This window comes from Cohnella hashimotonis, from assembly GCF_030014955.1.
GTDB lineage: Bacteria > Bacillota > Bacilli > Paenibacillales > Paenibacillaceae > Cohnella > Cohnella hashimotonis.
The window spans coordinates 8408758-8434763 of the sequence record NZ_JAGRPV010000001.1; the positions used below are offsets into that span (position 1 = coordinate 8408758).

The 26006-nt window shown below is 60.4% G+C and carries 23 protein-coding genes; 8 read left to right on the forward strand and 15 right to left on the reverse strand.

Annotated elements, in window-relative coordinates; all coding sequences use genetic code 11:
* Positions 1 to 89: 89 nt before the first annotated feature.
* The 6 genes from KB449_RS33580 to KB449_RS33605 form a co-directional block, all read right to left on the reverse strand.
* Positions 90 to 911, reverse strand: a complete 822-nt coding sequence (locus KB449_RS33580) for a carbohydrate ABC transporter permease (protein WP_282912512.1) — start codon at positions 909 to 911, stop codon at positions 90 to 92.
* Positions 908 to 1795 carry a carbohydrate ABC transporter permease gene (locus tag KB449_RS33585; protein WP_282912513.1) on the reverse strand — a complete coding sequence of 296 codons (888 nt, stop codon included), beginning with the start codon at positions 1793 to 1795 and terminating at the stop codon, positions 908 to 910. The genes KB449_RS33580 and KB449_RS33585 overlap by 4 nt, the downstream gene beginning before the upstream one ends.
* A 97-nt stretch (positions 1796 to 1892) precedes the next feature.
* On the reverse strand, positions 1893 to 3284 hold the full coding sequence (locus KB449_RS33590) for an extracellular solute-binding protein (protein WP_282912514.1): 1392 nt from the start codon (positions 3282 to 3284) through the stop codon (positions 1893 to 1895).
* Between the two features lie 768 nt (positions 3285 to 4052).
* Positions 4053 to 5786 (reverse strand): sensor histidine kinase, encoded by a 1734-nt coding sequence (locus KB449_RS33595; RefSeq protein ID WP_282912515.1) that lies wholly within the window; start codon positions 5784 to 5786, stop codon positions 4053 to 4055.
* A 7-nt stretch (positions 5787 to 5793) separates the two neighbouring features.
* Entirely contained in the window at positions 5794 to 7332 is a 1539-nt protein-coding gene (locus KB449_RS33600; protein ID WP_282912516.1) for a helix-turn-helix domain-containing protein, read from the reverse strand.
* A gap of 266 nt (positions 7333 to 7598) precedes the next feature.
* The gene (locus KB449_RS33605; RefSeq protein WP_282912517.1) at positions 7599 to 10193 is read right to left on the reverse strand and encodes a PAS domain S-box protein; all 2595 of its coding nucleotides are present in this window, start codon (positions 10191 to 10193) and stop codon (positions 7599 to 7601) included.
* 227 nt (positions 10194 to 10420) lie between these two features.
* On the opposite strand from KB449_RS33605, the gene KB449_RS33610 reads away from it, so the two are divergent.
* Positions 10421 to 10786, forward strand: coding sequence for a zinc ribbon domain-containing protein (locus KB449_RS33610; protein ID WP_282912518.1), 366 nt, complete (start codon positions 10421 to 10423; stop codon positions 10784 to 10786).
* 121 nt (positions 10787 to 10907) lie between these two features.
* Here KB449_RS33610 and KB449_RS33615 read toward each other — a convergent pair whose 3' ends face one another.
* On the reverse strand, positions 10908 to 11471 hold the full coding sequence (locus tag KB449_RS33615; RefSeq protein WP_282912519.1) for a GNAT family N-acetyltransferase: 564 nt from the start codon (positions 11469 to 11471) through the stop codon (positions 10908 to 10910).
* Positions 11472 to 11622: 151 nt separating this feature from the next.
* On the opposite strand from KB449_RS33615, the gene KB449_RS33620 reads away from it, so the two are divergent.
* The 3 genes from KB449_RS33620 to KB449_RS33630 all read left to right on the forward strand — a co-directional run bounded on the left by KB449_RS33620 (position 11623) and on the right by KB449_RS33630 (position 13808).
* Positions 11623 to 12363: a spermidine synthase gene (locus tag KB449_RS33620; RefSeq protein WP_282912520.1), complete on the forward strand. Its 741-nt coding sequence runs from the start codon at positions 11623 to 11625 to the stop codon at positions 12361 to 12363.
* A gap of 174 nt (positions 12364 to 12537) precedes the next feature.
* A complete protein-coding gene (locus KB449_RS33625) occupies positions 12538 to 13500 on the forward strand; it encodes a hypothetical protein (RefSeq protein WP_282912521.1) in 963 nt (320 codons plus the stop codon).
* Between the two features lie 71 nt (positions 13501 to 13571).
* Positions 13572 to 13808, forward strand: coding sequence for an NHLP leader peptide family RiPP precursor (locus KB449_RS33630; protein WP_282912522.1), 237 nt, complete (start codon positions 13572 to 13574; stop codon positions 13806 to 13808).
* On the opposite strand, the gene KB449_RS33635 is transcribed toward KB449_RS33630, so the two are convergent.
* Entirely contained in the window at positions 13785 to 15731 is a 1947-nt protein-coding gene (locus KB449_RS33635; RefSeq protein ID WP_282912523.1) for a sensor histidine kinase, read from the reverse strand. The genes KB449_RS33630 and KB449_RS33635 overlap by 24 nt on opposite strands.
* Positions 15732 to 15877: 146 nt before the next feature.
* The gene (locus KB449_RS33640) at positions 15878 to 16813 is read right to left on the reverse strand and encodes a MerR family transcriptional regulator (protein ID WP_282912524.1); all 936 of its coding nucleotides are present in this window, start codon (positions 16811 to 16813) and stop codon (positions 15878 to 15880) included.
* Positions 16814 to 17013: 200 nt separating this feature from the next.
* On the opposite strand from KB449_RS33640, the gene KB449_RS33645 reads away from it, so the two are divergent.
* Entirely contained in the window at positions 17014 to 17934 is a 921-nt protein-coding gene (locus KB449_RS33645) for a methyl-accepting chemotaxis protein (protein WP_282912525.1), read from the forward strand.
* A gap of 118 nt (positions 17935 to 18052) precedes the next feature.
* Positions 18053 to 19492, forward strand: a complete 1440-nt coding sequence (locus KB449_RS33650) for an HD-GYP domain-containing protein (RefSeq protein WP_282912526.1) — start codon at positions 18053 to 18055, stop codon at positions 19490 to 19492.
* 98 nt (positions 19493 to 19590) lie between these two features.
* On the opposite strand, the gene KB449_RS33655 is transcribed toward KB449_RS33650, so the two are convergent.
* Both KB449_RS33655 and KB449_RS33660 read right to left on the reverse strand, forming a co-directional pair.
* A complete protein-coding gene (locus KB449_RS33655) occupies positions 19591 to 20448 on the reverse strand; it encodes an aldo/keto reductase (RefSeq protein WP_282912527.1) in 858 nt (285 codons plus the stop codon).
* A gap of 22 nt (positions 20449 to 20470) precedes the next feature.
* The gene (locus KB449_RS33660) at positions 20471 to 21697 is read right to left on the reverse strand and encodes an MFS transporter (protein ID WP_282912528.1); all 1227 of its coding nucleotides are present in this window, start codon (positions 21695 to 21697) and stop codon (positions 20471 to 20473) included.
* A 111-nt stretch (positions 21698 to 21808) separates the two neighbouring features.
* On the opposite strand from KB449_RS33660, the gene KB449_RS33665 reads away from it, so the two are divergent.
* Complete coding sequence (locus tag KB449_RS33665; protein WP_282912529.1) at positions 21809 to 22198, forward strand: winged helix-turn-helix transcriptional regulator; 390 nt, start codon at positions 21809 to 21811, stop codon at positions 22196 to 22198.
* A gap of 17 nt (positions 22199 to 22215) precedes the next feature.
* Positions 22216 to 23283, forward strand: a complete 1068-nt coding sequence (gene rlmN / locus KB449_RS33670) for a dual-specificity RNA methyltransferase RlmN (RefSeq protein WP_282912530.1) — start codon at positions 22216 to 22218, stop codon at positions 23281 to 23283.
* A gap of 39 nt (positions 23284 to 23322) precedes the next feature.
* On the opposite strand, the gene KB449_RS33675 is transcribed toward rlmN, so the two are convergent.
* The 4 genes from KB449_RS33675 to KB449_RS33690 form a co-directional block, all read right to left on the reverse strand.
* Positions 23323 to 23904 carry an Rpn family recombination-promoting nuclease/putative transposase gene (locus KB449_RS33675; RefSeq protein ID WP_282912531.1) on the reverse strand — a complete coding sequence of 194 codons (582 nt, stop codon included), beginning with the start codon at positions 23902 to 23904 and terminating at the stop codon, positions 23323 to 23325.
* Entirely contained in the window at positions 23801 to 24187 is a 387-nt protein-coding gene (locus tag KB449_RS33680; RefSeq protein ID WP_282912532.1) for a PD-(D/E)XK nuclease family transposase, read from the reverse strand. Before KB449_RS33680 ends, KB449_RS33675 begins: the two co-directional genes overlap by 104 nt.
* 178 nt (positions 24188 to 24365) lie before the next feature.
* The gene (locus KB449_RS33685; protein WP_282912533.1) at positions 24366 to 25232 is read right to left on the reverse strand and encodes an AraC family transcriptional regulator; all 867 of its coding nucleotides are present in this window, start codon (positions 25230 to 25232) and stop codon (positions 24366 to 24368) included.
* 90 nt (positions 25233 to 25322) lie between these two features.
* Positions 25323 to 25829, reverse strand: coding sequence for a hypothetical protein (locus KB449_RS33690; RefSeq protein WP_282912969.1), 507 nt, complete (start codon positions 25827 to 25829; stop codon positions 25323 to 25325).
* Positions 25830 to 26006: the final 177 nt, after the last annotated feature.

Consider the following 26006-nt stretch of genomic DNA (forward strand, 5'->3'; position numbering starts at 1 on the left):
AGTTATCGCCGACCAGCCTCGAATTGGGAGCGCCGCGCATCACACTGTTAACCAGTCACCTTATCGCGCATCGCAGCAGACGCAACCCCTCAACCCTTGACCGCCCCCGCGGTCAATCCCTTCATGAACGTCTTCGAGCCCAGCACGAACAGGATCAGCACCGGCACGGTCGTCAACGTCAGTGCGAGCATGCGGGCCGCATAGTCGGTGCGGTGGACGATGCCGAGGTTAGAGATGAAGATCGGCAGTGTGTACCATTCCGATTTGTTGATCGTCACGAGCGGGAGCAGGTAGTTGTTCCACGACCACAGAAAGACGAGCGTGGCGAGCGTCGCGAGTCCCGGCTTCATGATCGGCAGCACGATCCGGACAAAGATGCCCGGCTCCGAGCAACCGTCGATGCGCGCGCACTCCAGCAAGTCGTTAGGGATCGAGTCGCGGATGAACTGGACCATGAAAAACGCGCCGAACGGAAACGCCGCCCACACGAGGATGACCGGCCACAGCGTATTGCCGACGCCGAGGTTGCGCATTTCGATGATATAGCCGATCAGGCCGACCTGCGTCGGGACCATCATCGTCAGGACGACGAACGTCTGCAGCGCCTTGCGTCCGCGGAATTCGAACTTCGCGAGCGCGTAGCCGATGAGCGTGCTCGTCAGCGTCGCCAGGACGACGGACACGACGGACACGATCAGGCTGTTGAGGTAGACGCTCATGAAGTCGGCTGACATAACCGTCTTCAGGTTGTCGGCAAGGTAGTCGCCGGGCAGGATGGGGATGCCTTTGAACAGGTCCTCGTTGTAGTGCGTGCCCATAACGATCATGATGTAAAACGGAAACAGGGACAGCGCCGAGATGACGACGAGACAGATCCACATGAGCGTTTTTGCCGTTTTGGCCGCGTTCATCGCTTGTCCTCCTTCGGCGCCGTCAGGCGGTAGCTCAAGATCGAGAAAAAGACGATGATGACGAACAGCGAGTAGGCGATCGAAGAGGCGTACCCGAAGCGCGTATTGGAAATGAACGATTCGTCCACGAATTTCCAGATTACGGTAAGCGCCGTGTTGTCCGGTCCGCCGACCTGCGCGGAGCCCGACCAGCCGCCGTACAGCAGCTTCGGCTCATCGAACAGCTGCAGCCCGCCGATGACCGATGTTACGACGAGGAAGACGGTGATGTTGCGCAGCAGCGGCATCGTGATCTTGCGAAACGTATGCAGGCCCGTCGAACCGTCCATTTTGGCCGCTTCGTACACATCCTGCGGAATGACCGTCATGCCGGCCATGAAGATGATCATGAAGTAGCCTAGATTGCGCCAGATGACCATCAAGGCGATGATCGCGCGCGAGCCCCAGGGGTCTTGCAGCCAGTAGAAGCCTTCTTGCAGCCAGCCGAACTTCGTCAGCAGCAGGTTGACGAGCCCGGTCTGCCAGTCGAACAGGTAAGAGAAGATGAAGCCGATCGCGACGGGCGTCGTGATGTAGGGCAGCACGTTGATCGTCTGGAACAAGCGCTTGCCCCGCGTCAGCTGGAACGTCCAGTACGCGAGCACGAGGCCGAGGATCAGCGTGAGGGGGATAAACATGAGCATCATGATCAGCGTGTTCCACAGCGACTTGATGAACAAGGGGTCGTTGGTCCACAGCTGGACATAGTTTTTGAAGCCGATATACGTTTTCTCGCTGATGCCGTTCCAGTCATGCAGACTCAGCACGAAGGAGTAGATGACCGGGTACAGTTGAAAAGCCGCGTAAGCCAGCACAAACGGCAGGGCGAAAAGATAGGGCCACAAATGTGGCCCCCATCTGCGTTTGCGGGATGCGGCGGAGGTAGCGGCGGCCGGTGCGAGGCTTTGTTCCGCGTTCACGTTCATCCCTCTATTCTGTAGGTTACTTGACGGTCGCGTCAGACGCCTTGTTTTTCGTCTCGGAGATGAACTTTTGCAGCGCGGCGTCCGCGGTGACCGACGTATCCTTGGTCCAGAGCGGATACAGCGCGTTGAACACGCCGTCCACGACCGAGTCGTACTTCGACTGCGGCTCGCCCTTCATGTCGGGCACGATTTTCTCCATGAAATACTTCGCCAGGTTCTGGCCGCCGAAGAACTCGTCGTACGGTCCCGGCGCGTCGATCAGATCCTTGTGCGTCTCGTAGAACGACTTGGAGCCGGTCATGTTGCCGAACGTCTTGAAGTTGTAGGCGGAGCCTTCGTCCGACAGGTACGCATACTGTACGAACGCCCAGGCCGCTTCCTTGTTTTTGCTGTCCTTGTAAATGCCGACGGCGGTGCCGCCGCGGGTAAAGCCGCCTTCGGGCGCCTTGACCAGTCCCCAGCGTCCCTTGCCGTCCGGATCGTTGGCCGAGATATGCCATTTCGGCCCCCACGGCGCCATCGGGTAGAACATGAACTCGCCCTTTGCCATCGAGGCCGACCAGGCCGGCGTCCACAGCTCGTTCTTGCCCAGGATGCCCGCGTCGCGCATCTCGAACAGGCGAGTCAGCGGCTCCTTGACCTTGGCGGTCAGATCGACTTCGGTACCGTTCACGTAGGAGGCGAAGTTCTGGCCCTTCAGCGCGATGAACGCGTCGCCGAGCCCGGGCATCATGAGCACTTTGCCGCCGCTCTTGTCTTTCAGCTCCTTGCCCTTGGCGATGAAGTCGTCCCAGGTCGAGATCAGCTTCTCCAGCTCGGCGGGATCGTCGGTGCCCCAGTATTCCTTGGCGAGGTCGCGGCGATAGGCGAAGCCGGCTGGCGTGATCGCCTGGTCGACCGCGATGACCTCGCCCTTGCCGTTCGAGATGTACGGAACGGTGAAGTCCAGAACCGAGCTCTTGTCGAAGTTGTAAGGCGCGCCTTCGAGCTTGTCGAGCACGCCGAGATCGAACAGCTTGCCGCGGTAGGCGGATTCGCCGAGGATGACGTCCGGCACGTCCGAGCCGGAGGCGATGCCGCTCTGCAGCTTCTGCAGATAATCGTTCGGGTTGACGACGGTGACTTCAACCTTGATGTTCGGGTACGTTTTGTTGAACTCCGCGATCATGCCCTTCTGGAACGCTTCGTCCCAATCCCACACCTTGACCGTGCCGCTGAGCTGCTTCGGATCGGCGCTGGCCGCGGGCGCGGAGGACGAGGCGCTTGCGCCGCTTGCTGCAGGAGACGACGCGGACGGCGAAGCTCCGTTGTTTTCATTGTTGTTGCCGCCGCACGCCGCGAGCGCGCCGGAGAGCAGGAGCAGCGAGAGCGCGCCGGCTGTACGGCTTTTTGTAAGCAAGTGATTCACGTTGGATAGACCCCCTATAGATCTTCGTTGTAAGTGCTTGCATGAATATCGTAACCCGGGGAGACCGTCCGGATAATGCGGGAAACCGGCGATTTTGTATAAAATCCGGAGGTTCGGAGGATAAGACGGCACCCGAGAGCGGAATTATACGGAAAAACCGCGTAACGCCATGCCTGTAAGAGCAAATGGGCGCTAAAGCCGCATCTGCAACGCTCCGGACGGTGCCGATAAGTGCATTTAGGCATTAACGCCACCTCTGCGACGCTTCAGACAGTGCCGATAATTGCATTTAGGCACTAACGCCACCTCTGCGACGCTCCGGACAGTGCCGATAATTGCATTTAGGCACTAACGCCACCTCTGCGACGCTTCAGACAGTGCCGATAATTGCTTTTAGGCACTAACGCCACCTCTGCGACGCTCCGGACAGTGCCGATAATTGCATTTAGGCACTAACGCCACCTCTGCGATGCTTCGGACAGTACCGATAAGCGCAAATGGCGCTTAACGCCAACCATTCCGTCACGTTCTTTGCAGGGATTGAGCATAAGGCAGCGCGGCAATAAGAGCCCATCAAGCCCATCAAGCCCATCAAGCCCATCAAGCCCATCAAGCCCATCAAGCCCATCAAGCCCATCAAGCCCATCAAGCCCATCAAGCCCATCAAGCCCATCAAGCCATCAAGCCAAGCTAGCCGAGCCAAGTAAGCCAACCCAAACTAAAACTAGCAAGCCGACGCTGCATCTCATCTCATCGCACCGCACCTCGTCAGCCTCCCTCCGTCCAGGGGAGCCGGATGCGGGCGAGCGTGCCGCGCCCCGGTTCGCTCTCGACCTCGAGGCGCGCCCGGGCGCCGAAGTGAGAGCGCAGACGCTCTTGAATGTTGGACAGGCCGATGCCGCGCGTCCGCTCGTGCCCGGCGCCGCCGCTCGGCAGCCAGCCCGTCGCGGGCAGCGTCATCCCGAGGCCGTCGTCCTCCACCTCGAGGCAAAGGTCCGGGCCTTCAAGGTAAGCGCGAAGCGTGATCGTGCCGGTCTCCGCGTCGGCGGGAACGATGCCGTGAAGGATCGCATTTTCCACGAGCGGCTGCAGCGCCATCCGGGGGACCGGGCGGGAGAGCAACGTTTCGTCGATCTCCCAGACCAGCCGGAACCGGCCGGGATAGCGGGTCTGCTGGATGACCGCATACTTGTCCACGATTCGCTTCTCGTCAGCGAGCGGCGCTCGCACCGCGCCTTCGCCCGTCTTGATCGTATCCTGCAGAATCGCGATGAGCGCCTGGGTCACCTCGGCGGCTTCGGCGCTGCGTCCGGCATGGGACAGATAGATGACCGTATTCAGCGCATTGTACAAAAAGTGGGGATTGATCTGCGCCATAAGCAGGTCGATCTGCATTTGCCTTTTGTCCGCTTCGCTGCGTACCGAGGCCTGGATCGTCTCCTTCAGGTCTCCGACCATGCGGTTGAAGCCGCCGCCCAGAATCTCCAGCTCGTCTCCACTGCGGATGTCGACCGTCGTGCCGAGATCGCCGACCGCTACGCGCTTCATTGCGTTCGTCAGGCGGATGAGCGGACGGGTGAGTCCTACGATGATCGGGAGCATGACGACCGTCGACGCGACGATGCCGCAGAGGATAATGAGGATGTAGAAGTAGAAGATCCGGTTAATCTTTTCGAACAGCGTATGCTTGGAAAGGAGCGCCGTCTGCCGCCAGCCGTAGTTCATGCCGTCGTCGGCGAGCGCGATGCGTCTGTCGTCCTCGGCGTAGTCCGCGCCTTGGCCGAGCGCGCTCGCCATGAATTCGCGGTCCGCGGCAGGCAGCTCCTCGTTCGCGGCGTACAGCAGCGCGCCTTGGCCGGAGTAAAGCTCGATCTGCTCGAAGTCCCGCGCCGTCTGGAGAAAGACGTTGGACAGCTCCGAGTAGGCGACGTCGATGACAAGATAGCTGTCCGCCGCCGAATTGATGCCGATCGGCCGATACTTGAGCACGTAGCTGACCACCTGCCGCTGCCCGCTGATATAGAAAAACGAATGCGGCTCGCTGTAGGCGCTTCGTTCGCGCGACAGCTTGGCGAACCAGTCCTGCTTGAGATAGTCCGCAAAGTAGTCTTCGTAGCCGCTGGCGTTGGAATACGTCTCTCCGCTCGGTGGCACGATGAGCACGTTCAGGATGAAGTTGCCGAGCGCGACGAACCGGCCCAGCTTCTCCTGGACCGCCTGCTTGCGGAAGTAATCGGCTTCGATGTTCCCGGTCGGCTGCGCATAGATCTGGCGGGCGATCTCCTCGTCGGACACGATGTATTCGGCCGTCTTGGCGACCTGCTCCTGGATTTTGCCGAGCTGAAAAGAGATTTGCGCGAGCTTCGTCCGGCTGTCCTTGATCGATTGATCGCGGATGATATTCCGGGCGTAGTCGTAGATAAAGAAGCCGCTCAAGGCGAGCGACAGCGAGACGACAAGGGCGGCGCTCGCCACGATCTTGGTGCGGATCTTTATGCGCATGACGCGCTCACCTGCGTTTCTCCGTATATTCGTTCGGATTCATGCCCGTCTGCTTGCGGAACACCTGGCTGAAATATTGGCCGTTGCGGTAGCCGACGCGCTCCGCGATCTCGTAAATCTTGAACGAGCCGTCCGCGAGCAGCCGCTTGGCCTGCTCCATGCGAATCTCGGTCAGGCGGTCCAGCACCGTACGTCCGGTCTCCTCCTTGAAGACGTGACGCAGGTGATCGCGGCTGATGCCCAGATGGGCGGCCACGGCGTCCGCGCCGATATCCGGATCCGCGTAATGGCGCTCCAGATAAGCGATGGCCGCGCGAACCTTGCGCGAGGCGGCAGGCGTGCCGGCGGCCGCTTCGAGCGCGGCGATCCGGGCGGCGAATGCGGCCTCGATCGCCGTTAGCGAAGTCCAATCTGCGGCATCCTGCGGCTCAGCCGAGTCCGACAAGCCGAGCTGCGCGCGGCTGTGCGCGATCGAGGCGGCCAGCTGGCGGCACAGCTCGGTCAAGCCCGGGACGTCCATCGCCGCACGCGCCTGCGCGAACAGGCCGGGCAGCCCGAGCGCAGCCTCCGCATACCGGCCTTCCTGCAGCATTCCGCGCACCGAGGCGAGCCCCGCGCTCCAGTCGAAGGGCGCGGGCGCCGCTGTCTCTTGCGGCATCGGCGGCTCGTTCAGCCTGAACAGCTGCCGCGGACCGTAATAGACGGCGAGCCCAAGCCGCCTTAATCCCTCGGCGAGCCGGCCGGGCACGGCACCGCGGTCCGCCAGCCCGTAGGCGCTGGCGGCGGACACCGTGCCGCCGGTCAGCCGCGCCAGCGCGGCAGCCGCCTCGCCCGCCCGCGCTTCGGCGGTCTCGCGCAGGCGAGCTTCGCCGCGGGCGCCCGCATCTCCGTAGAGGAGCACGAAGTACTCCTCCAAGAACGGGAGGGCCGCCAGCAGGCCGGGCTCGTCCACGTCGGGCCAGGCGGCCGGCAGCGGCAGAGGCTGCGGCATCCCGGGCAGCGAGAACGGCGGCCGGTCGGGCCGGAGGACGACGAGCTGCCAGCGGTCAAAGCCGTCGCAGCGTCCGTCTGTCGCCGTTCGCCAGCCGGCGTCGGACAGCTCCCGCCCGCCGAGCCAGTCGACCAGCAGCCGGTCCCGCCCGCTGCGCAGCGCGCTGCGGGCTTGCACGATCTCTTCGCGCAGGCCGCCCAGCTCGCGGCTGAAGGTATCGGCATCCATCTCGTGCTTCACCCAATAACTCGCGACGCCGAGCCGGACCGCCTCCTTCGCGTATTCGAATTCCTTGTACGAGGTCAGCAGCACGATTTTGAGCGCCGTGCCTTCCGCAAGCAGCGTCTTGCTGAGCGCCAGGCCGTTCTGACCGGGCATGACGATGTCCATGAGGACGAGGTCCGGGCGATGCTTGCGGGCCAGCTCGGTCACCTGGGCGGGCCGCGTCGCCGTGCAGACGATCTCGTAGCCGAGCGCTTCCCAGGAGACGAGGCGCTTCAGATGCTCGATCGCCAGCACTTCGTCGTCCACGATCATGACTTTGACGGGATTCATTCCGGTCGGCTCCTTCCTTGCCCTTGGGGCATCCGAATGATCAATAGAAGTATCATCCGTTAACGGAGGCCGGTTCGTCAATCGGGTCTATTTGGGCGTACTTCCCGCATAGCATTCGCCGGAGAGCCGCAATGCACGCAAAAAGGACGAATGGAGGCGACCCTCCATTCGTCTTTCGATTGCTGCTTGATTTCAGCATGCCGAATTAAAGATTGCAAATGCGCAACGGGTTGCCAAGCTGCGTTGGACTGTGATTTCGCAAGCTGCTACCGATGCTTCAGATCGCACGAGGCGAGCAGCGTGAACCGGAAGAGGGAGCCTGCGCCTTCCTCGCTATGGGCTTCGATCCGGCCGCCCATCAGCTCGACGAGACGCTTGCAGATGGCGAGTCCGAGACCGGTGCCTCCATATTTGCGATTGAAGGCCGGGTGGAGCTGCGAGAAGGAGTGGAACAGGCGGTCCAGCTTGTCCGCCGGGATGCCGATCCCGGTGTCCTCCACCTCGAATTCGAGCATGTCGGCCGCGAGTTCTTCGTTTCGCACCCGGCGCAGCCTGACGGTGACGCTGCCCGACTCGGTAAACTTGACCGCGTTGCCGACCAGATTGACGAGCACCTGCCGGATACGGGCGGCGTCACCGTCGAAGGTCTCAGGCGTGCCATCCGCAATACGAACGTCGAGCGCGATCCCTTTTTCGTCGGCTTTGACCGCAAACAGCTCGCGGACGGATTCGAGCAGCTGGGCGGATACGACGGATTCGCATTCGAGATCGAGCTTGCCGGCCTCGATCTTGCTGAAGTCCAGAATGTCGTTCAGGATCCGAAGCAGGCTGCGGCTGCTCTTCATCACGATCTCCGCGTATTCGCGCTGCGACTCCGAGAGCGGCGTGTCCAGCAGGAGGTCGGTCATGCCCATGATGCCGTTCATCGGGGTCCGCAGCTCGTGGCTCATGATCGCTAGAAACTCCGACTTGGCGTGATCCGCGCGCTCGGCGGATTCCTTGGCCTTCAGCACCTCGACCTCGCTCGTAATGTCCCGCCACACGACGACGGCGCCCCGGATTTCGCCCCGATCCACGATCGGCGTCACGCGATAGTCGGCAAGGAAGCTCGAGCCGTCCGTCCGCCAGAAAATATCCTCGCGCGCAGCGCGCGGCTGGCCGTCCCGAATGGTCTGGTGGATGGGGGACTTGCCCTCGGCATAGGCGCTCCCGTCTGCGCGGGTATGGTAGACCGTTTCCTGGTACGGTGTGCCGGCGAACAGCTCCGGCTCGCAGCCGAGCATGCGGGCGCCGGGCGGATTCAGGAAGATGCCCCGGCCGTCCCGATCGACGCCGAAGATGCCTTCGGACACCGAGTTCAAGATGAGCGCATGCTCGGAGCTGAGCTTCTCGATCTGCTCCATGTGGCGATTGCGCTCGGTAATATCGGAGGCAATCCCGAATACGCCGACTACGCGGTCGTCTACGAAGATCGGTACGTTCGTGACGGCCAGGTCAAGCAGGGAGCCGTCTTTGTGGAGGACGACGGCTTCATAGTTATGCGGCTCGCCCTGTGCGGCCCGGTTGAAGTTGGCTTGCGTGCGCGGCAGGTCCGGCGGGTAGACGAGGTGGACGAACGAACCCGGCATCAGCTCCTCGCGCGTGTATCCGAGCATTTTCTCCAGACTTCCGTTGAGCGAAGTGAAGTTGCCCGCCAGATCGAACGAATAAACGCCCGACGGATTGTAGTCGAACAGCGACTTGTAGCGCTGCTCGCTCTCCCGAAGCTGCGCTTCCATCTTCCTGCTCTCGGTAATATCCTGCAACGTGCCGAGGAGCCGGTCGACCTCGTCGCTGTCCGGCACTCGGAGCGCCTGAACGCGGGCATGGATCAGCCGCGTATCCCCTCCAAGGGTCACGATGCGGAATTCCGCCTCATGAAAGCCGCCTTTAAGCGCTTCCTGCAATCTCGCCCGGACGCCGCTTCGGTCGTCGGGATGCAGGCAGGCGATAAACGCTTCGAGATCGATCCGATGCCGGTCGATCCGAGCTTCGAACATGCGGTGCATCTCGACGGAGCAGGAGAATCTGCCCGCGGCGATATCCCATTCCCACGAGCCGATGCGGGCCATCCGCTGCGCCTCGGCCAGATTGTCCTCGAATTTCTTGCGAGCCGTAATGTCCCGTCCGATGCCGACGATCTTGTCGAGCGCGCCGTCCGGGGTCCGCAGCATCTCGAACGTGGTCTCGAAACAGAGATAATGGCCGTCCCGGTGGCGAACGCGGCATTCGAACGCGCCAATGTCGCGGAGGGGCTGCGCCTGAAGCTGCTTGACGTCGTCCGGATGGTACAGCGCCGCGTTATTGCGTCCGATGAGCTCGGCCGGTTCGTAGCCCAGTACCGAATGGATCGCCGGAGAAACGTAACGGGTGATGCCGTCGGGCGTAGATATGGTGATGAGGTCCTGAGCATGGTCGAGCACGAGCCGCAGGATCGTCTCCTCTGACAGCGAATCCGAGGATTCGGTCCGGATCACCTCCGTCGCTTGGACTGCGAGGCCCCGAACGATGCCTTCGCTTTTTATAGGGAACAGATGCAGGCGGGCGCTGACGGCCGACCCGTCTTTACGGGCATAGGTTTCTTTGAATGCCAGGATCGGCAGACTGCCGTCCAGCAAAGAGGCGACACGCTCCGCGTGCTCTCCGGGGACGTGAATCGCCAATTGCGCATAGGGCATGCCTTGAAGCTCTTCTTCGGAATAACTGAGCATCTCGCAGAACGCGGGGTTGACGCCTATTAAGACCGCCCCGTCGGGGGAGAGGAAAGCCGTGCCCAGCGGTGACTGACGATAGAGTTGTTCGTAAGGCAACGATTGATTCACGAATGCGTGCTCCAGAGAAGCTCCTCCTCCCGCGTTATACTGAGTGTATCAGGAAGTGCGGCGAAGGCCTAGTCGTACCGCGCATAAAAGCCGGGGAAGCGCGAATCTCCGCGAAGCTCGTCGTTCCGCGTCCCGGCAGCGAGTCATACGTCATCTCATTTACCCATAAATATAGTATACTGACTGCAAAGGACGAAAGTCCGAGCAAGTTAGAGGAGGTTGTGCCAATGGGATTTCTGGATAAGGTCAAATCCGGACTGAACGATGCGGGCAACAAAGCCAAGGTGCTGGTCGACGTGAATCGCCTCAAGCTTCAGAACAGCTCTAAGAAAAAAGAGATCGAGGAGATTCAGCAGCAGATCGGCCAGCTGGTATTCGAGGCGGCCGTCGGCCGGCGCGTCGAAGCCGGGCTTCACGAGCTGCAACCCAAATACGACCGGATCCTCTTGCTCGAGCAGGAGATCCAGGAGAACAAGGCGCAGATCAACGCCCTCTCCGACGAAAAGGAATGCGTATGCGGCAAGACGGCTCCGCTCGAGGCGAAGTTCTGCTCCTCCTGCGGCAGGACGTTCGATGCGACCCCGGGCTTATAAGCGAACAAAATGACGCAAAAGCTTGGCTATGAGCGCGTGACACGCCGCTCGCAGCCGGGCTTTTTTGTTTGCGGTTGGCCGCGCGATTCCCGGACCGATAGACGACGAACCTGTCGCGGCCTCAGTTGAACAGTAAAGCGAGTATAATGACGTCCATGAACTGCCTGGTCGCTTCATGCATCAGATAGTGCTTCAGCAGCCCTTCCTCCTGGAAGCCCAGCTTCTTCAGCACCTTCAGCGATGCGGCGTTGTCCGGATGCACCTCGGCCTGGATCCGGTGCGGACCGATGAACGCGCGGCTGAAGTCGAGCACGGCGCGTACAGCCTCGGACGCGATGCCGCGGTTCCAGAAGCGCGGCTTGAGATCGTAGCCCAGCGCGAGCGGAAACCGCGGCAGATCCTCGAAGCTGCCGCGCGTCGGCATCAGGGTCACCGTGCCGATCAACGGACGGCTTCCGCGCAGCGTCACGCCCCAGGCGACCACGCGTTTCTCCGCATAGCCCTGGCGCCAGCCGTCGATGATTGTCTCGGTCTCCGCTACGGAGGCGGGGCCGTGCCAGTCCTGCAGGCTGTTGACCTGCGGGTCCGTACATAAGGCGTACAGGTCCTCGGCGTCCTCGGCCGTGACCTGGCGCAGCAGCAGGCGCTCCGTGCGGAGCGCGGGAAATGGGGAATGCCAGCTCATGATGTCACTAACCTTCGATTGTTGGATGAATGCGGTTATTATAAGCCGCCAGCCTTAAAGGAACATGAATGAAGCGTCCGGCGGCGCGAGCTGGCCGGATTGCGGAAGCTGCGTTCCGCGGCTATCGTAAGGAGCAGAGAGGAGGTGCGCCATGCGACGGATTGCGCATGAGAAGGGCCGGTACGGTGAACTGAGCATTTCTGATACGACGGAGCTTTACGGCGAGCTGGGCAGATTCCGCATTTTGCAGTTTGCGGACGGCGCCGTCCAAGGGGCGATCGATCTAAGGGATCCTTCGCGCGTCGTGCTGGCCTACCAGCGTGCCATTGTGGGCCTTATGGATGCGATCCGTCCGCACTTCACAAGGGCGTTCGTCATCGGACACGGGGCGGGGACAATCGCAAGGCATTACGGGCACATGCGGATCGAGACGGCGGAAATTAATGCAACCGTTGTCGAGTGGAGCCGCGCCTACTTCGGCTGCAGGCAAAGCGACATCGCGATCGGCGACGGGCGCGAGCTGCTCTGCAAGACGGAGCCGGGCAGCTTCGACTATATCGTGGTCGATGCCTTTACCGCAGACGGGACGCCTCCGCATCTGTCGACGCTCGAGTTTTACAGCCTGGCCAGGGAGCGGCTGCGCGAAGGCGGCACGATGCTGCTCAACGTCATTGGGCGCGGCAAGGGCGACAAGCGGATCGCCTCGATGCTGGCGACGCTGCAGGCGGTTTTTCCCTATGCGGCTGCGGTCTCGGTAGCCGGGCCGGGCGGAGAAGCAGGGGACAATCTGATCCTTATGGCCGGGCCTTGGGAGACGGCGCGCGTCGACATGCCGCAGGACTGCAAACGGGTCGCTATCGAACCGGGTTACGTACGCAGGGATCGAGGTTGAGGCGGGGTCTTCAGGCATGGGAAAAAGGGCTTAATATTTCTAAAATTTGTGAACGCGATTACAGAATTTCAGGCTTCCCTGCGGTATGATAGAAGCATTGAACGTGCCCCGCGCTCCGCCGCAACCACAGACGCGACTGCGAAGAGGGGCGCCTTACATACTGGAGGCCTCTTCATGAAAACCGTACAAGCCGAGCCGGAAGTCGCAAGCGAAATCGCGAACGTATTCGCGGAAGCCGCGGCGGGAGCGGAAGCCTACCCGGAGCCGCTAAGCACCGCTATTCGCGGGCTCGTCATGCGGGCCGACCCGACGGGTCGGGACCGCAAATCCAATTATATCGCTTTTTTGTTGCCGTCCTGGATCGGTATGCGGACAGGCGCCGATCCCGCGCTGTGCCGAGATCTGGCCGTAGGGAACGTTTATGCGATGCTGCACTTTTTTCTGCTCGACGATATGATGGACGGCAGCGACGCCGGCATGGAGAGCAAGCGCGCCCTGGCTGTCGGCCAACTGCTGCATGCGCTTTTCATGGAGCGTTACGGCCGCTACTACCCGCCTGAATCCCTCCTATGGACCTACTACCGGACTTATCTGGCCGAATGGGCAACCGCCGTCTCCGGCGAAGGCTTGCGGCGCGCGGATCCGCGCAATCCCCGCGCGCTCGCGCGCAAGTCGGCGCCGGTGAAGCTTGGCGCCGTCGCCATATTGCTCGCAGCGGGACTTCCGGAGCAGATCGCCGACATGGAGGAAGCCGTAGAACTGGCCCTCGCGTCCCTTCAGCTCGCGGACGATTGGGCCGACTGGCGGGAGGATCTGCCGGCGGAGGAGCGGAGCAATGCCTTTCTGACGCTGGTCAGGCGCGAGAGCCTGGCCTTGCCGGAGGATCAGCCCCTGCAGGAACGGCTGGTATTGCAGGCGATCTACCGCAAAGGAGCGCTGGAGCAGCTGGCCTCCATCGTGCTCGGACATGGCGAGCGGCTGTCGGGGCTGTCAGATGCCGCGCCGGGACTGATCAGATTCCAGCAGGAGATCGTGGCCGGGATTTTGAACGACGTTCAAGCGACCCGGGACACGACGGATAAATTGGCTGGAGGTGGCGGTTTTTCATATTTTTTATCAAAAATGCAAGATTTATAGGGACGAAACGCCTAAACGTATGGTAGGATATGGGTGGATATGCCCAAACATACGAAAAGGTTGTGAATCGAATGTCCCTCGAATCGCTTAAAGTCCAGGTCATCAAAAAAGCATGGGAAGATCCGGCATTCAAGCAACAGCTGCTGGCAGACCCCAAGGCTGCGGTCAAAGACGCGTTCGGCGTAGAGCTCCCGCAAGAGATTCAAGTAACGACCGTAGAAGAGACCGCTTCGCACTACTATCTGGTCATCCCGCCGAATCCCGAAGACATCGCGGGCGGCAATTCAAACGTCGAAGTTGTTTGGTAAGACGCCTGCTGCAGCGACCGCAGCCTCTTCGCGGGCTGCATCGCTGGCAATCGGGAGCCGAATTAACACTTCGGTTCCCTGCCCCTTGCGGCTTTTAAAATCGATCGTACCTTTCATCACCTCGATGATGCGGAAGGTGACCATCGTCCCGAGACCGGTACCTTTGGACTTGGTCGAGAAATAAGGCACGCCGAGCTTGGCGATCTGCGCTTCGTCCATTCCTTCCCCGTTATCCTTGATCCATATGACCGCCTCGCCGTCTTCCTCATAAGCGTTGATCTCGATATAACCGTCTTCCTTGAATGCTTCGATGCTGTTCTTTAATAGATTGATCAGCGCCTGCTTGAACTTGGACGAGCTGCCGATTACGGTCAGCCCGGGATCCGCGTTGATGTGCAGCCTGCCGCCGTACATCGCCGCATGCGGCGCGATAATGACTTCGAGCTGCGCCAGCTCTTCCGCGAGGTTCAACGGCGAGACCGTCTCCAGCTCCGGCTTCGCGAAGGTCAAAAAGTCCGTGATGATGCCGGATGCGCGGTCCAGCTCGCTCACCGCGATGTTAAAATGCTTTTTGCTCTCGTTGTCTCCCCGCCCCGCCAGCAGCTGCAGGAACCCGCGCGTGACCTGCAGCGGATTGCGGACCTCGTGCGCCACGGATGCGGCGAGATCGCTGATGATTTTCAGCTTCTCCGTTCGCTCGAGCCGATGATTGAACAGCTCCAGACGTTTGGAATAGGAAAGCAGCATTCGGTAATCTGCGGATATGCGCCTTGCGAGGATAATGACGAGCCCCACGATCAGCAGGACGACCCCGATTTTCCACAGAAAAAGGATGTAGCTTTTCCCGCTCGCGTAATAGAGAACCAAATCCGTGGCGCCCGAGAGCGCGAGCAAGAAGAGGCACGCGGACAAGATAATGGCGTCCGTGTTCTTGCGCATGGCATGAACGACGGACAGCACGGCGATAATAATCAGCTGCACAAGGATCAACGACCCGAGGATCGGGTTCGTGAGCAGATAGTACAGATCGTAATATCGCTCGCTCGTCGCCTTATATACAATAAAAGCCAGAAAACAAAAAGCGGAAAAGCCGGCCTGCCACTTGCGAAATCTCGTAAAGAAGCGGAATCGGCCGCCCAGCACTTCGTCCACGTAATAACTGAGCGCGGGAAAGAGCACGAACATCGACAAATCGAATAGTGATAAGAAGAGATTGGCATACGATTTGTAATAGATATACAGCATCGGCGAATAGACCGATATCAGCGTGCCGATCGTCAGCGCGATGAGGCAGAGCGAGATCCAGGAACTTCGCTGCCGGCGGTTCAGGTAGCTGGAGCAGATGAGCATGATCAGCGCCAGAAACGAGATCGAGCCGCCGAGCAGCAGGTCCGGCAGTTCTCTGCGGACGTAGCTCTCCTCAAGCGGAGCGAACTCGCCGATGCGGGCGCTCGTAATGAACCCCGCGCGCGTCCCCGTCGTAAGAATCCGAACGTCGATGGTGGACGACCGATCGTAGGCGCCGAGGGGCAGGAGCAGCCGGTTCAAGTGAAAGTCGAAGCTGCGCTTCGATTCAAAGAGCAGGGTCCCCTCTCGGAAGGCGGCCAGCTCGAGTCCGTACAATCGCCTTACCAGCAAGCCTGGCCGCTGCCATTCGCTCGTCGGAGGCACCTGCAGACGGATCCATGCGCCCTGGATCCCTTCCGGCAAATCGAGCAGGGGCGCGCCCGCCTCCGCTTCGACCCATTGCCCGCCTGCCGGGGGCGTGACGCCGGGCTGCTCGCCATCCGGAATCCACATGATCTGCCAATGGTCGATTTTCGCTTCCGGCGCCGCCGCCCAGCTCGTATTCGGCCCTATAATGAACAACGCGGCGATGACGACCGCGCACGCCAACGCTGCGATTAAGCGAACCGCTTTCATATTGCACCCCATTTTACCTGTCGCATCGATTTGGTAAGATCTGACGCGGGAAAAATTGCCTGTTATCAACTAAAATTCGACAGCATGAATCAAACTCCTGTAAGAAACGTCAATTCATCGGGCAAAAGTTCAGGCGATAATGGGCCTTATTGCCTAGGGGTGAAAACGGCGAGACACCAGGCCTCCCAATCGATGCTGTCCTCGTAGCTGACGCGCTCCCACTGCGTTCTTTTGGCGTTTCGCGGACCGAAGCCGATGCCGCCCAGCAGGACGCGAAGCCCGGGATAGCGGTCGATCGTCTGACTCAGCCATACGGAAAGCGATTCGATATGAAGCGGATCGGTAACGGATATCGCCGCCGCCCGCACGTCCTTCAGCTCGATCAGCTGGCCTAGCCCTTCATAAGGCGTATGGGGGCCAAGATAAATCACGTCGATGCCCCTTTTTCGCAGAAAAAGACTGAACAGGAGCAAGCCGAGATGATGGTGCTCGCCCGGCGGACAGAAGGCGACTGCGCTGGGCATGCTCGGATCGACGGGCAGCGAACGGAAGATCTGCATGAACCGCTGCAAAATGAGCTGCGAGGCAAAATGCTCCTGGGCAACGGCGATTTTTCCCGCTTCCCAATCGGTGCCGATGCGGACGAGAAGCGGAGCGAGGAGCTCGTGGAACGTTTTTTCGTAGCCGTAAAGCGACAGCGCGAGATCGATGGCTTGATGGGACTCTTCCGTATTGAAAGCAATGAGTGCCGGATAAAGGCGATCTGCGATGTGCAAGTCGATCCGGGACTGTCGCGGTGATGCTGGCGGCGGCAGGAATGGGAGCGGCGCGGCCTCCGCTTCGGAGCCGTCCGTACGCAGCGGCCGGTCTTGCCTCAACTGCTGCGCGATCTCTCCGATCTTCATTCCCTGATCTTCCATCCGCCGCTTGACCCATCTGAGCGTAGCAACGTCGGCTTCGCTGTATAGGCGGTGTCCCCCGGCGCTGCGAAGCGGATCGACGATGCGGTGGCGGGCTTCCCAGGCGCGAAGGGTGACGCCGGGAATCCCGAGCATATCGGCCACTTTCTGAATGCTGTACACGTGGCGCACCTCCGCCTAAATTTATACATAATTGATACAAAACTTCTTCATTATAGCTTTTAGAATGCGTTTTGGCGTGCGAAATACCAAATTTCATTGCTTGTATTGTATAGGTTGTGTACAATTAAAATCAAATAAATGTCAATAATATCTATACATAATATATCAAATAACCGCGAAAAAAGGATGGTAAAGACCTCATGGACGAGCGGGGGCAATACGAGGACAATACGCAGGTGCTGGATGCGGGAGCCGTGTTGGGAGCGATGGAGCGCTCCCTGGCGATGATCGAGTTCGATATGGAAGGCGTCACGCTGTGGGCCAATCGCAAGTTTGCGGACGCCCTGGGCTATAACCAGGCGGAAATGCGCGGTTTGCCCCACCGGCGGTTTTGCACGCCCTCGTTTGCGGCTAGCGACGCTTACCGGGAGCTGTGGACCAACCTTCGGAGCGGCAAGGCGTTTCAGGAAAAAATTCAACGGGTCGCCAAGGACGGACGCCTTCTCTGGCTCGAAGCGACTTATATGCCGGTGCGGGGGGCGGACGGGACATACGATGCCGTGATCAAGATCGCGACCGACATTACGTCCCGGGAGCAAGCGGCGATCCAGCATACCGAGGAGCTGAAGCGCACGGCCCAGGAGCTGTCGAACCGGGCGGGCGAAGGCATATCGAGAAGCGGAGAGATCGAAGCCGCGATCGAAAAGCTGCGTGCGGATTCGCTGGAGAATTTCGACCGGCTGCAGCGGCTGGAACGGCAGACCGCCGCCATAAGGGGCATCGTGCGGGTCATCCGGGAGGTGGCGTCGCAGACGCAGCTGCTCTCTTTGAACGCCGCGATCGAGGCGGCCCACGCGGGAGAGTTCGGACGCGGATTCGAGATCGTCGCTTCGGAGGTGCGCAAGCTCGCGGGTGAGGTGCAGGAAGCCGCCAAAAAAGCGAATGCAGAGGTGGAGGAGGTCGTCTCCCGGATGGCGGAGATCGGCAGCGGGACGAAACGATCGCAGTCTTCGGTGGAGGAGAGTCAGCGCAGGCTTCAGGACGCCATCGTCGCTTTCCGGAAGATCGAGGACGCGGCGTACCGGCTGGAGGAGCAGGCGAAGACGCTGGATCGCGCTTAAGATGCGTCAATGGTTCTACGCATCGCTAATTTCAAGTATTTCCATTTTGATCGTCGTGATTTAAGATGGAGAAAGACAGGTCCAATGTCCCATATCGGAGAAATGGAGTAAAAAGCCGATGAACGCACGCTCTCTGCTTGGTCCGCTCGCCGCCTCGATTCTTCCTTATGTCGCGTTCGTCGTATTGAGCAGGAATCCCGGCTGGGACGGTCTATTCGTGATGCCCGGCGCGCACTTTTACATCGTCAGCTCCGTTGCGATGCTGGCGTTGATCGTGGCCGGCTTTGTCGCCGTGGCCGGCAGGCGCGTACGCAATATCAAGGTCAGCTTCCTTGCGTTGTCCTTCGTCTCGTTAGCCGTGCTTTTCATGGTACACGGCTTGTCTACGCCTAATTTTCTTATAGGCGCCACGCCTTTGCCGAAGATCAGCGCCCCGATCAGCGTTATTTTCGCCACCGTCTGGCTCTGGCTTTCCTCCTGGCGCTCCGACCACCCTATTATTCATTTTTTATCCTGCCGCGAACGGCTTCTTCTTCCGCTCTGGACCGTGCTGCTGGCGTTCGCCGGCTTAATCGTCCTGCTGCGTCCGGAGATTGTCGACTTTATCCGGCTCGACGTCCATCCATTGAACAGCTCGGCGACGCTGTTCGTCATCGCCGTCAATATCGTCACGGGATACCGGTATTACCGTTCCTACTTGTACTCGCGCTTCCCCCTTGAGCTGGCGATCGTCTACAGCACGGCTTGGCTCGTCGCGGCCCAGCTCATCATGACGCAAGGCACGGTATGGCGCAGCAGCTGGTGGCTGTACCACTTCCTGCTCCTGGCGGCGATGGTCGTCGTGCTGTTCGGGCTGTACCGTCAGTATGCCTCCAGGCGTTCGCTCACAGGCGCGATCAAAGGGTTGTTCACGACGGATCCGGTCGAGCGTATCACGAATGCGCTTCAGCCGAGCGTCCGCGCGCTTATGCTGGCCACCGAGAGCAAGGACCCGTACACGGCGGGCCACAACTTCCGCGTGACACTGTACGCGCTTAAGATTGCAGAGGAGCTGCAGCTGCGTCCGGAGCAGCTGCGCGCGCTCGTCGGCGGCACGATCGTGCACGACGTCGGCAAGATCGAGACGCCCGACGCGGTGCTGAACAAGCCGGGGCGGCTGACGCCCGAGGAGCGGGCGATCATCGAGGAACACCCGGTTCGGGGATACGAGATGTGCAGAAATCTCGGATTCATGGAGGAGGAGCTTGGCATCATCCGCTCGCACCACGAAAAGTGGAACGGCGAAGGCTATCCCGACCGCCTGGCGGGCGAAGAGATTCCCCGAATGGCGCGAATCGTAGCGGTCGCGGACGTGTACGATGCGCTGACGAGCAACCGCGCTTACCGGCCAGCGATGTCCCACGAGGATGCGATGGCGATCCTGAACGCCAGCAAGGGTACGCACTTCGAGCCTGCCTCCGTCGAAGCCTGGGAGCGGGCCTGCCAGGCCGAGCCCGAGATGATCCGGGAGGGCTCTGCGATGTGGGAACGGGGCTTCGGCAGATCGGCGCTCGCTTAACCGCAACGCCGGTCATCCGGCGAATCGAGAACGGCGCCGCTCCCGGCTGGGATGCGGCGCCGTTTGTTTATTTAGAAACCGGAAGTCGAGAAGATTGTTTAAAAATTGAAGTTGTCGGGATCTGGACCGACCCGCAAGCCGCGGTCCATCGCGGCGATCTGGCGATGATCCTCCTCCGTCAGCGAGAAGTCGAAGACATCGGCATTCTCCGCGATCCGGTGCGTTCGGGTCGACTTGGGAATGGTCGCCACGCCAAGCTCGAGGTCCCAGCGGAGGATAACCTGGGCGACAGATCTGCCATGCCGCCGCGCGATTGCCGTCAGCGTCGGATCGTCGAGCAGTTCTCCTTGCATAAGCGGGGACCACGCTTCTATTCGAATGCCGCGCTTGGCCGCATAAGCCCGCAGCTCAGGCTGCTGCAGCCGCGGATGCAGCTCGACCTGATCGACCATGGGCGCAACGGTTGCGGCTTGCAGCAGGTCCTCTAGATGGTGAACGTGGAAGTTGCTTACGCCGATCGCCTTCACGCGCCCTTCCGCATACAGCTTTTCGAGCGCGCTCCAAGCCGCTTTGTATTTTCCCGCGACGGGCCAGTGGATGAGATAGAGATCGAGGTAATCAAGCCCCAGCTTGCGAAGGCTTGTCTCGTAAGCGGCGAGCGTCTCCTCGTATCCGAGGTCCGCGTTCCATACCTTCGATGTGACGAACAGCGATTCGCGGGCAAGTCCCGTCTCGGCGAGCGCCTCGCGAATGCCGGTGCCGACGCTCATCTCATTGTCGTAGATTGCGGCCGTATCGATGCTGCGGTAACCCAAGCGAACGGCTTCCTTGACCGCGTTCGCCGCTTCGTCGCCCTCCGGCACTTTGAATACGCCGAGGCCGAGCCATGGCATACGGACGCCGTTGGCGAGCGGAAAGGCGCTTTGGAGATTGTGAAGCTCAGTATGCGTAGTCATAATCGGAATGATCCCCCTTATTTTAGTGTGAGGCTGTTGCCGCGGGCGCTTGGCATTCTTTTCTTGCGCGGTTTTCCGCGTTTTCTCCGCGCAGGCTCGCTGCCGTCAGCAGCACCGCGCCGGCGACCATGACGGCGCCGACCCAGGGTGTATGCGCGACGCCGAGCCGGTCCACGACGATGCCGCCGAGGAAGGCGCCGATCGCGATGCCCGCGTTAAAAGTGGCGATGTTGAGCGAAGCGGCGAAGTCCACGGCATTTTTGGCGTGTCGTTCCGCCAGCATCACTACGTAGAGCTGGAGCCCGGGGACGTTCATGAATGCGAGCAGGCCCATGAGCAGGACGGCCGCCAGTCCGGCCGCGCGATAGGGTGCGGCGTAGTTCAGCGCGAGCAGCACGATGGCCTGCAGCGCGAACATCGCGAGCAGCGCCGGAACGGGGCGCTTGTTGGCGGCTTTGCCGCCGACGATATTGCCGATCGCGATGGCGATGCCGTAGAAGAGCAAAATTAAGGCGATCGACGATTCGCCGTATCCGGTTATATCCCGCAGAAGCGGAGACAAATAAGTGAAGACCACAAACGTGCCTCCGTAGCCGAGCGCCGTGATGGAGAAGGCGAGCAGCAGCTTGCGGTTCCCAAGCAGCGGCAGTTGGTGGCGCAGCTTCGTCCGGACGGATCCGCGGAGCCCGGCAGGTATGAGCGCGAGATTGGCTGCTAGGGCGACGATGCCGACGGCCGCGATCGCGGCGAAGGCGGTCCGCCAGCCCAGGTGCTGGCCAAGCAGCGTGCCGAGGGGAACGCCCGTCACGGTCGCAATCGTAAGACCCGAGAACATGGTGGAGATTGCGCTGGCTCTGCGATCCCGCGGCACAAGATCAGCCGCGATCGTCGAGCCGACGGACATGAAGACGCCGTGCGCGAAGGCGGACAGCACGCGGGCGGCGAGCAGCAGAACGATGCCGCCCGAAGCGGCGGCGAGGGCGTTGCCGGCGATAAAGACGACCATGATCCAGAGCAGCAGCGTCTTGCGCGGCACGCCTGCCGCGATCGAAGTCAGGACCGGTGCCCCGACCATGACGCCCAGCGCGTATAGCGTGACCGTAAGGCCGGCGAGCGATTCGGATATATGAAGATCATCCGCGATGAGGGGCAGCAGCCCGACGCTGATGAATTCGGTCGTACCGATGGCGAACGCGCTGACTGCGAGCGCAAGCAGCGCGGCCGTGCTTTTTTTGACTGCAAACCTCATTGGAGCATCACTCCCGTAGTAGATATCCCGGCCGGTGAATGCTATTATGGATGAATGTCGCCCGAATGGACAGTACGTACTTTTAAGTGATATAGGTACTAAAAAGTACCCATGGCGACATACGGAAGGAGCGACCTCGCGTTGGCTAAAAAATACAACATCTCCGTGGAAGCGACGCTCGAAGTCATCGGCGGCAAATGGAAGTGCGTCATCCTGTGTCATCTGACGTACGGCAAGAAGCGTACGAGCGAGCTCAAGCGCCTCATGCCCGCCATCACGCAGAAGATGCTCACGCAGCAGCTGCGCGAGCTCGAGGACGACGGCATCGTCAACCGGATCGTATATAACGAAGTGCCTCCCCGCGTCGAGTACGAGCTCAGCGCTTACGGGTGGAGTCTGAAGTCGATTCTGGATTCCTTGTGCAACTGGGGCGAACAGCATATTATCAAGGAATACGGGGATAAATACGCGGTGCTCGAAGACAACGTGCTGAACCGCTAGAGGAGAGGTATATGGAGATGACCAAGCCATCGATATACGGCTTGCCTTACGATAAGCTGGCCGCTTGGCTGGCGGAGCGGGGCTTCAAGAAGTCGCGCGCCGACCGCGTGTGGGAACAGCTCTACCGCAGCCGTGTCGCGGACTTTGCGGAGATGGACCCTGCGCTCGAGCCCGCCGTGACGACAGTGCTCGAGAAGAGCTTCGCGCTTCGGACGATGACGGAGCACGTGAAGCAGCAGTCCGCGGACGGAACCGTGAAGTTCCTGTTCCGCCTGGCCGACGGCAATCTCATTGAGACGGTGCTCATGCGTCACAAGTTCGGCCTGTCCGTCTGCGTGACGACGCAGGTCGGCTGCAATATCGGCTGCAGCTTCTGCGCGAGCGGCCTGCTTGCCAAGAGCAGGGATCTTTCCGGCGGAGAGATCGCGGAGCAGATCATGCAGGTTCAGGCGCATCTCGATGCCGCAGGCAATGGAGAGCGCGTCAGCCATGTCGTCGTGATGGGCATTGGGGAGCCCTTCGACAACTACGACAACATGGCGGATTTCATCCGCGTCATGAAGGATCACAAGGGTCTGGCGATCGGACCGCGTCACATCACCGTGTCCACGAGCGGGCTGGCAAACAAGCTGCGGGAATTCGCGGACTCGGATTTGCAGACGAACCTGGCGGTATCGCTTCATGCGCCGAACGACGAACTGCGCACCCGGATTATGAAGATCAATCGCGCCATTCCGATCGCGAAGCTGATGGATGCGATCGATTATTACCTGGAGCGGACGAACCGGCGGCTTACGTTGGAGTATATCTTGCTGCGGGACGTGAACGACCGCAGGGAGCATGCGGAGGAGCTGGCGGATCTGATCGGCGAGGCGCGGCGGAGCCAGGTGAACGTGAATCTTATCCCGTATAATCCGGTAGATGAGCACAGCCAATATCAGCGCAGCGAGCAGGAGGCGGTACGGGGCTTCTACGACGCACTCAAGAAGCGCGGCGTGAGCGTCAGCGTGCGGTTGGAGCACGGCGCCGACATCGACGCGGCCTGCGGGCAGCTGCGAAGCAAGCAGATTGCGAAGGCGAATTAAATCATGCGAAAGGGGCCGCGTCGAACGGCCCCCTTTCTTCTATTTGGGCTCGGCAAGCTGCCGAATGCGCTGCGGGGACAGCCCGGTAAGCCTGGCGATCGTATCGAGGTCCATACCTTCTCGCAGCATGTGAAGCGCGATTTCCGCTTTCGCAGATTCTTGTCCGGATTCCCAGCCCGTCTCCCGGCCTTCTTCCCACGCATCCTTCAAAAAGCTGATCCGGTCTCGTTGCGCCTTTTCCCGCGCTTCGTACAGCATTCTTGTCATGTCGTCCTCGCTCAGGTGAGACAAACGTTCTTCGGCGTTTCGAATCGTCGGATCCATCTCGATCAACTCCTCCAACTGTTCTGGGGTCGTCCGTTCGTCCAAAAACCGCAGCCAGCGATGCAGCGGATCTTCTGAGCGATAAGGCCCGGCTCGAAACTTGGGACATTCGATAAAATTCAGCTCGATCAGGTCTGTGAGCCGATATTGCCTGGCCCTGTCTTCGTATAATTGAAACGAATGGTGGTAGTGTTCAAGCGTCAGAAAAGCAAAATCCAAAATATTGATGCAGATCGTCTTTTTGAGCTGGCTGTAATCCTCGCCTTCGCGAATGGAGTCGGCGAGCAAGCGCCCCATGTAGAACAAGCTTTTCCATGTGCCGGTAGCGCCCGACCTGCATCTCGACGTTGATTTGCTCCCGGTCCGCGGTCTCGCAGCGGATATCGAGCACGCCTTCTTTGTCTTCGATGAGGCGCTTGGTAAGCAGCTTGCCGTCCAGGATAGTAAGATCGGCGATCGCCGCCCGGTCCGTCCGCCGCAAAATCGCGTTCAGCAGTCCGATCAGCAGCGGCTTGCTGTCGGCTTCGCCGAACAGCCGTTTGAACAAGTAATCGTTTTTCGGATTCAATCGTTTCCTCATGTTCCCCGTTCTCCCTTCAGTATATCACAGCCCTTTGCGCGCTTGGAGGACGCAAAAAAAAGCACGCGCCGTCCGCTAAGCCCGCAAAATCGGGGTTAACGGCGGCGCGTGCTTCGCGTCCGCTTTTATGCATGAATCTATCTTCGCTTGAACGGCAGGGTTTGTCAAACCGAAGGAGCTACGCCTGACTCGCGACGACGGGGATCCATACCTCGCAGCGGTAATCCTCCGCGTTCGTGTCTCCCTCCAGGTATACCTCGAGCTCGGGTGCCGGGGCATGCTCATAGCCGCAGGAAGGGAACCATTCGCTATAGATCCGTCCCCATAGCCGCTGAATCGAAGCCGTCACGGGGCCGATCGAGGTGAATACCGCCCAGGTGGCCTGAGGCACCGTCCACGAGACGCAGCCTTCCGGCGTCTCCGTTTCCGCGTCGCACTCGACGGCGACCAGATAGGTGAGCAGCTCTTCGCCGGGCGGCATCGAGCAGATGCCAAGCAACGGGTTGCCGGAGCCGATCTCCGCTAACCTGGACAGCGTGCCGTCGGCCTCGCACTCTCCCCAGTAAGCCGGAATTCTCCGCATGTTCTCTCCGTTCTCGGTGCCGACCCTAATCATTTTGCCGATGACCTTGAATGCTTCTTTTTTGACGATCCGATAATCCATTTCTTTGTCTCCCTTCAACGACAGGTGGAAGGAAATGCGCGGGTAAGCCTTAAGCGAGGCGCCTTGGGCTTTGGCTTCAGAAGGTGCGATGCCATGCGCTTTGCGGAATGCCTTCGCGAACGACTCCGGAGATTCGTACCCGTACTTCAACGACACGTCCAGCACTTTGGCCGCGCCCATCGCGAGCTCCTGAGCCGCCAGCGTCAGCTTGCGCTTGCGCATGTATTCCGCGACCGTCATGCCCGTCAGCATGTGGAACATGCGTTGAAAATGATAAGGCGAGGTGCACGCCGCATGCGCGATCTCAGCGATATCGAAAGGCTCCTCCATCATCTGTTCTATCCGGTCCAGCGCGTGCCGCATTCGCTCAAGCCACTCCATGCGCACTCCCCTCTCTGACTCCACTCTATCATCCGGGGACCGCGATCGCCTGTCTTGGCGTGCTGTTCGCGAACAGCCCCGTAATGCCGATCAGATCGATTCCCGCCGGCGGGACATGAGCGCCAGCGCGCCCGCTCCGATCAACAGGATTGCCAGAATGGAAGAGCCGCCCGTCAGCTTGCCGAGCACGTAGCCGACCGAGAAGATCGCGAAGAAGAGGAGGGAAAGGAAAGTCAGGATGTTGATCGGGATCAGCAGCCACTTGTTGCGGCCGCCGAACCAATACAGCTCGAACAGACCGACGGCGGGGGCGAGAATGAATCCGGGCCACATCATCGACCAGTTGTCCAGCAGCATGGCGATCTGACAGACGCCGTACACCGTGAGCAGGACGCCGCCTGGAACGAGCACGCCTACGCCTTTGCCGCCGAGCACCGAGAAGTACAGCCAGTGGAAAAAAATGCCCAGCGGCAGCACGAACAGCGTCGGCCAGAAATAAGCGAAAATCGAGCCCGTGCCCAGATGCAGATCGCCGCGGAACAGCAGAAAGAGGCCGGCCAACAGCAGGAGAGGGCCGAGCAGCGTGCCGCGATGGATTTTCATAAGTGATCGCTCCTTATAAGCAAAGCTTGGTTGCTTATAGCTTAACACCTTGAGCTCGAATCTGTCGTCCAACTCGCGCATAGCGCAAAATCAGACTGGAGACGGAGGCGCCGGGCCGGGCATTATGGTAAAAGAAGCGCGCGGGCACGCAACTGATGCGAGCGGTCGCGC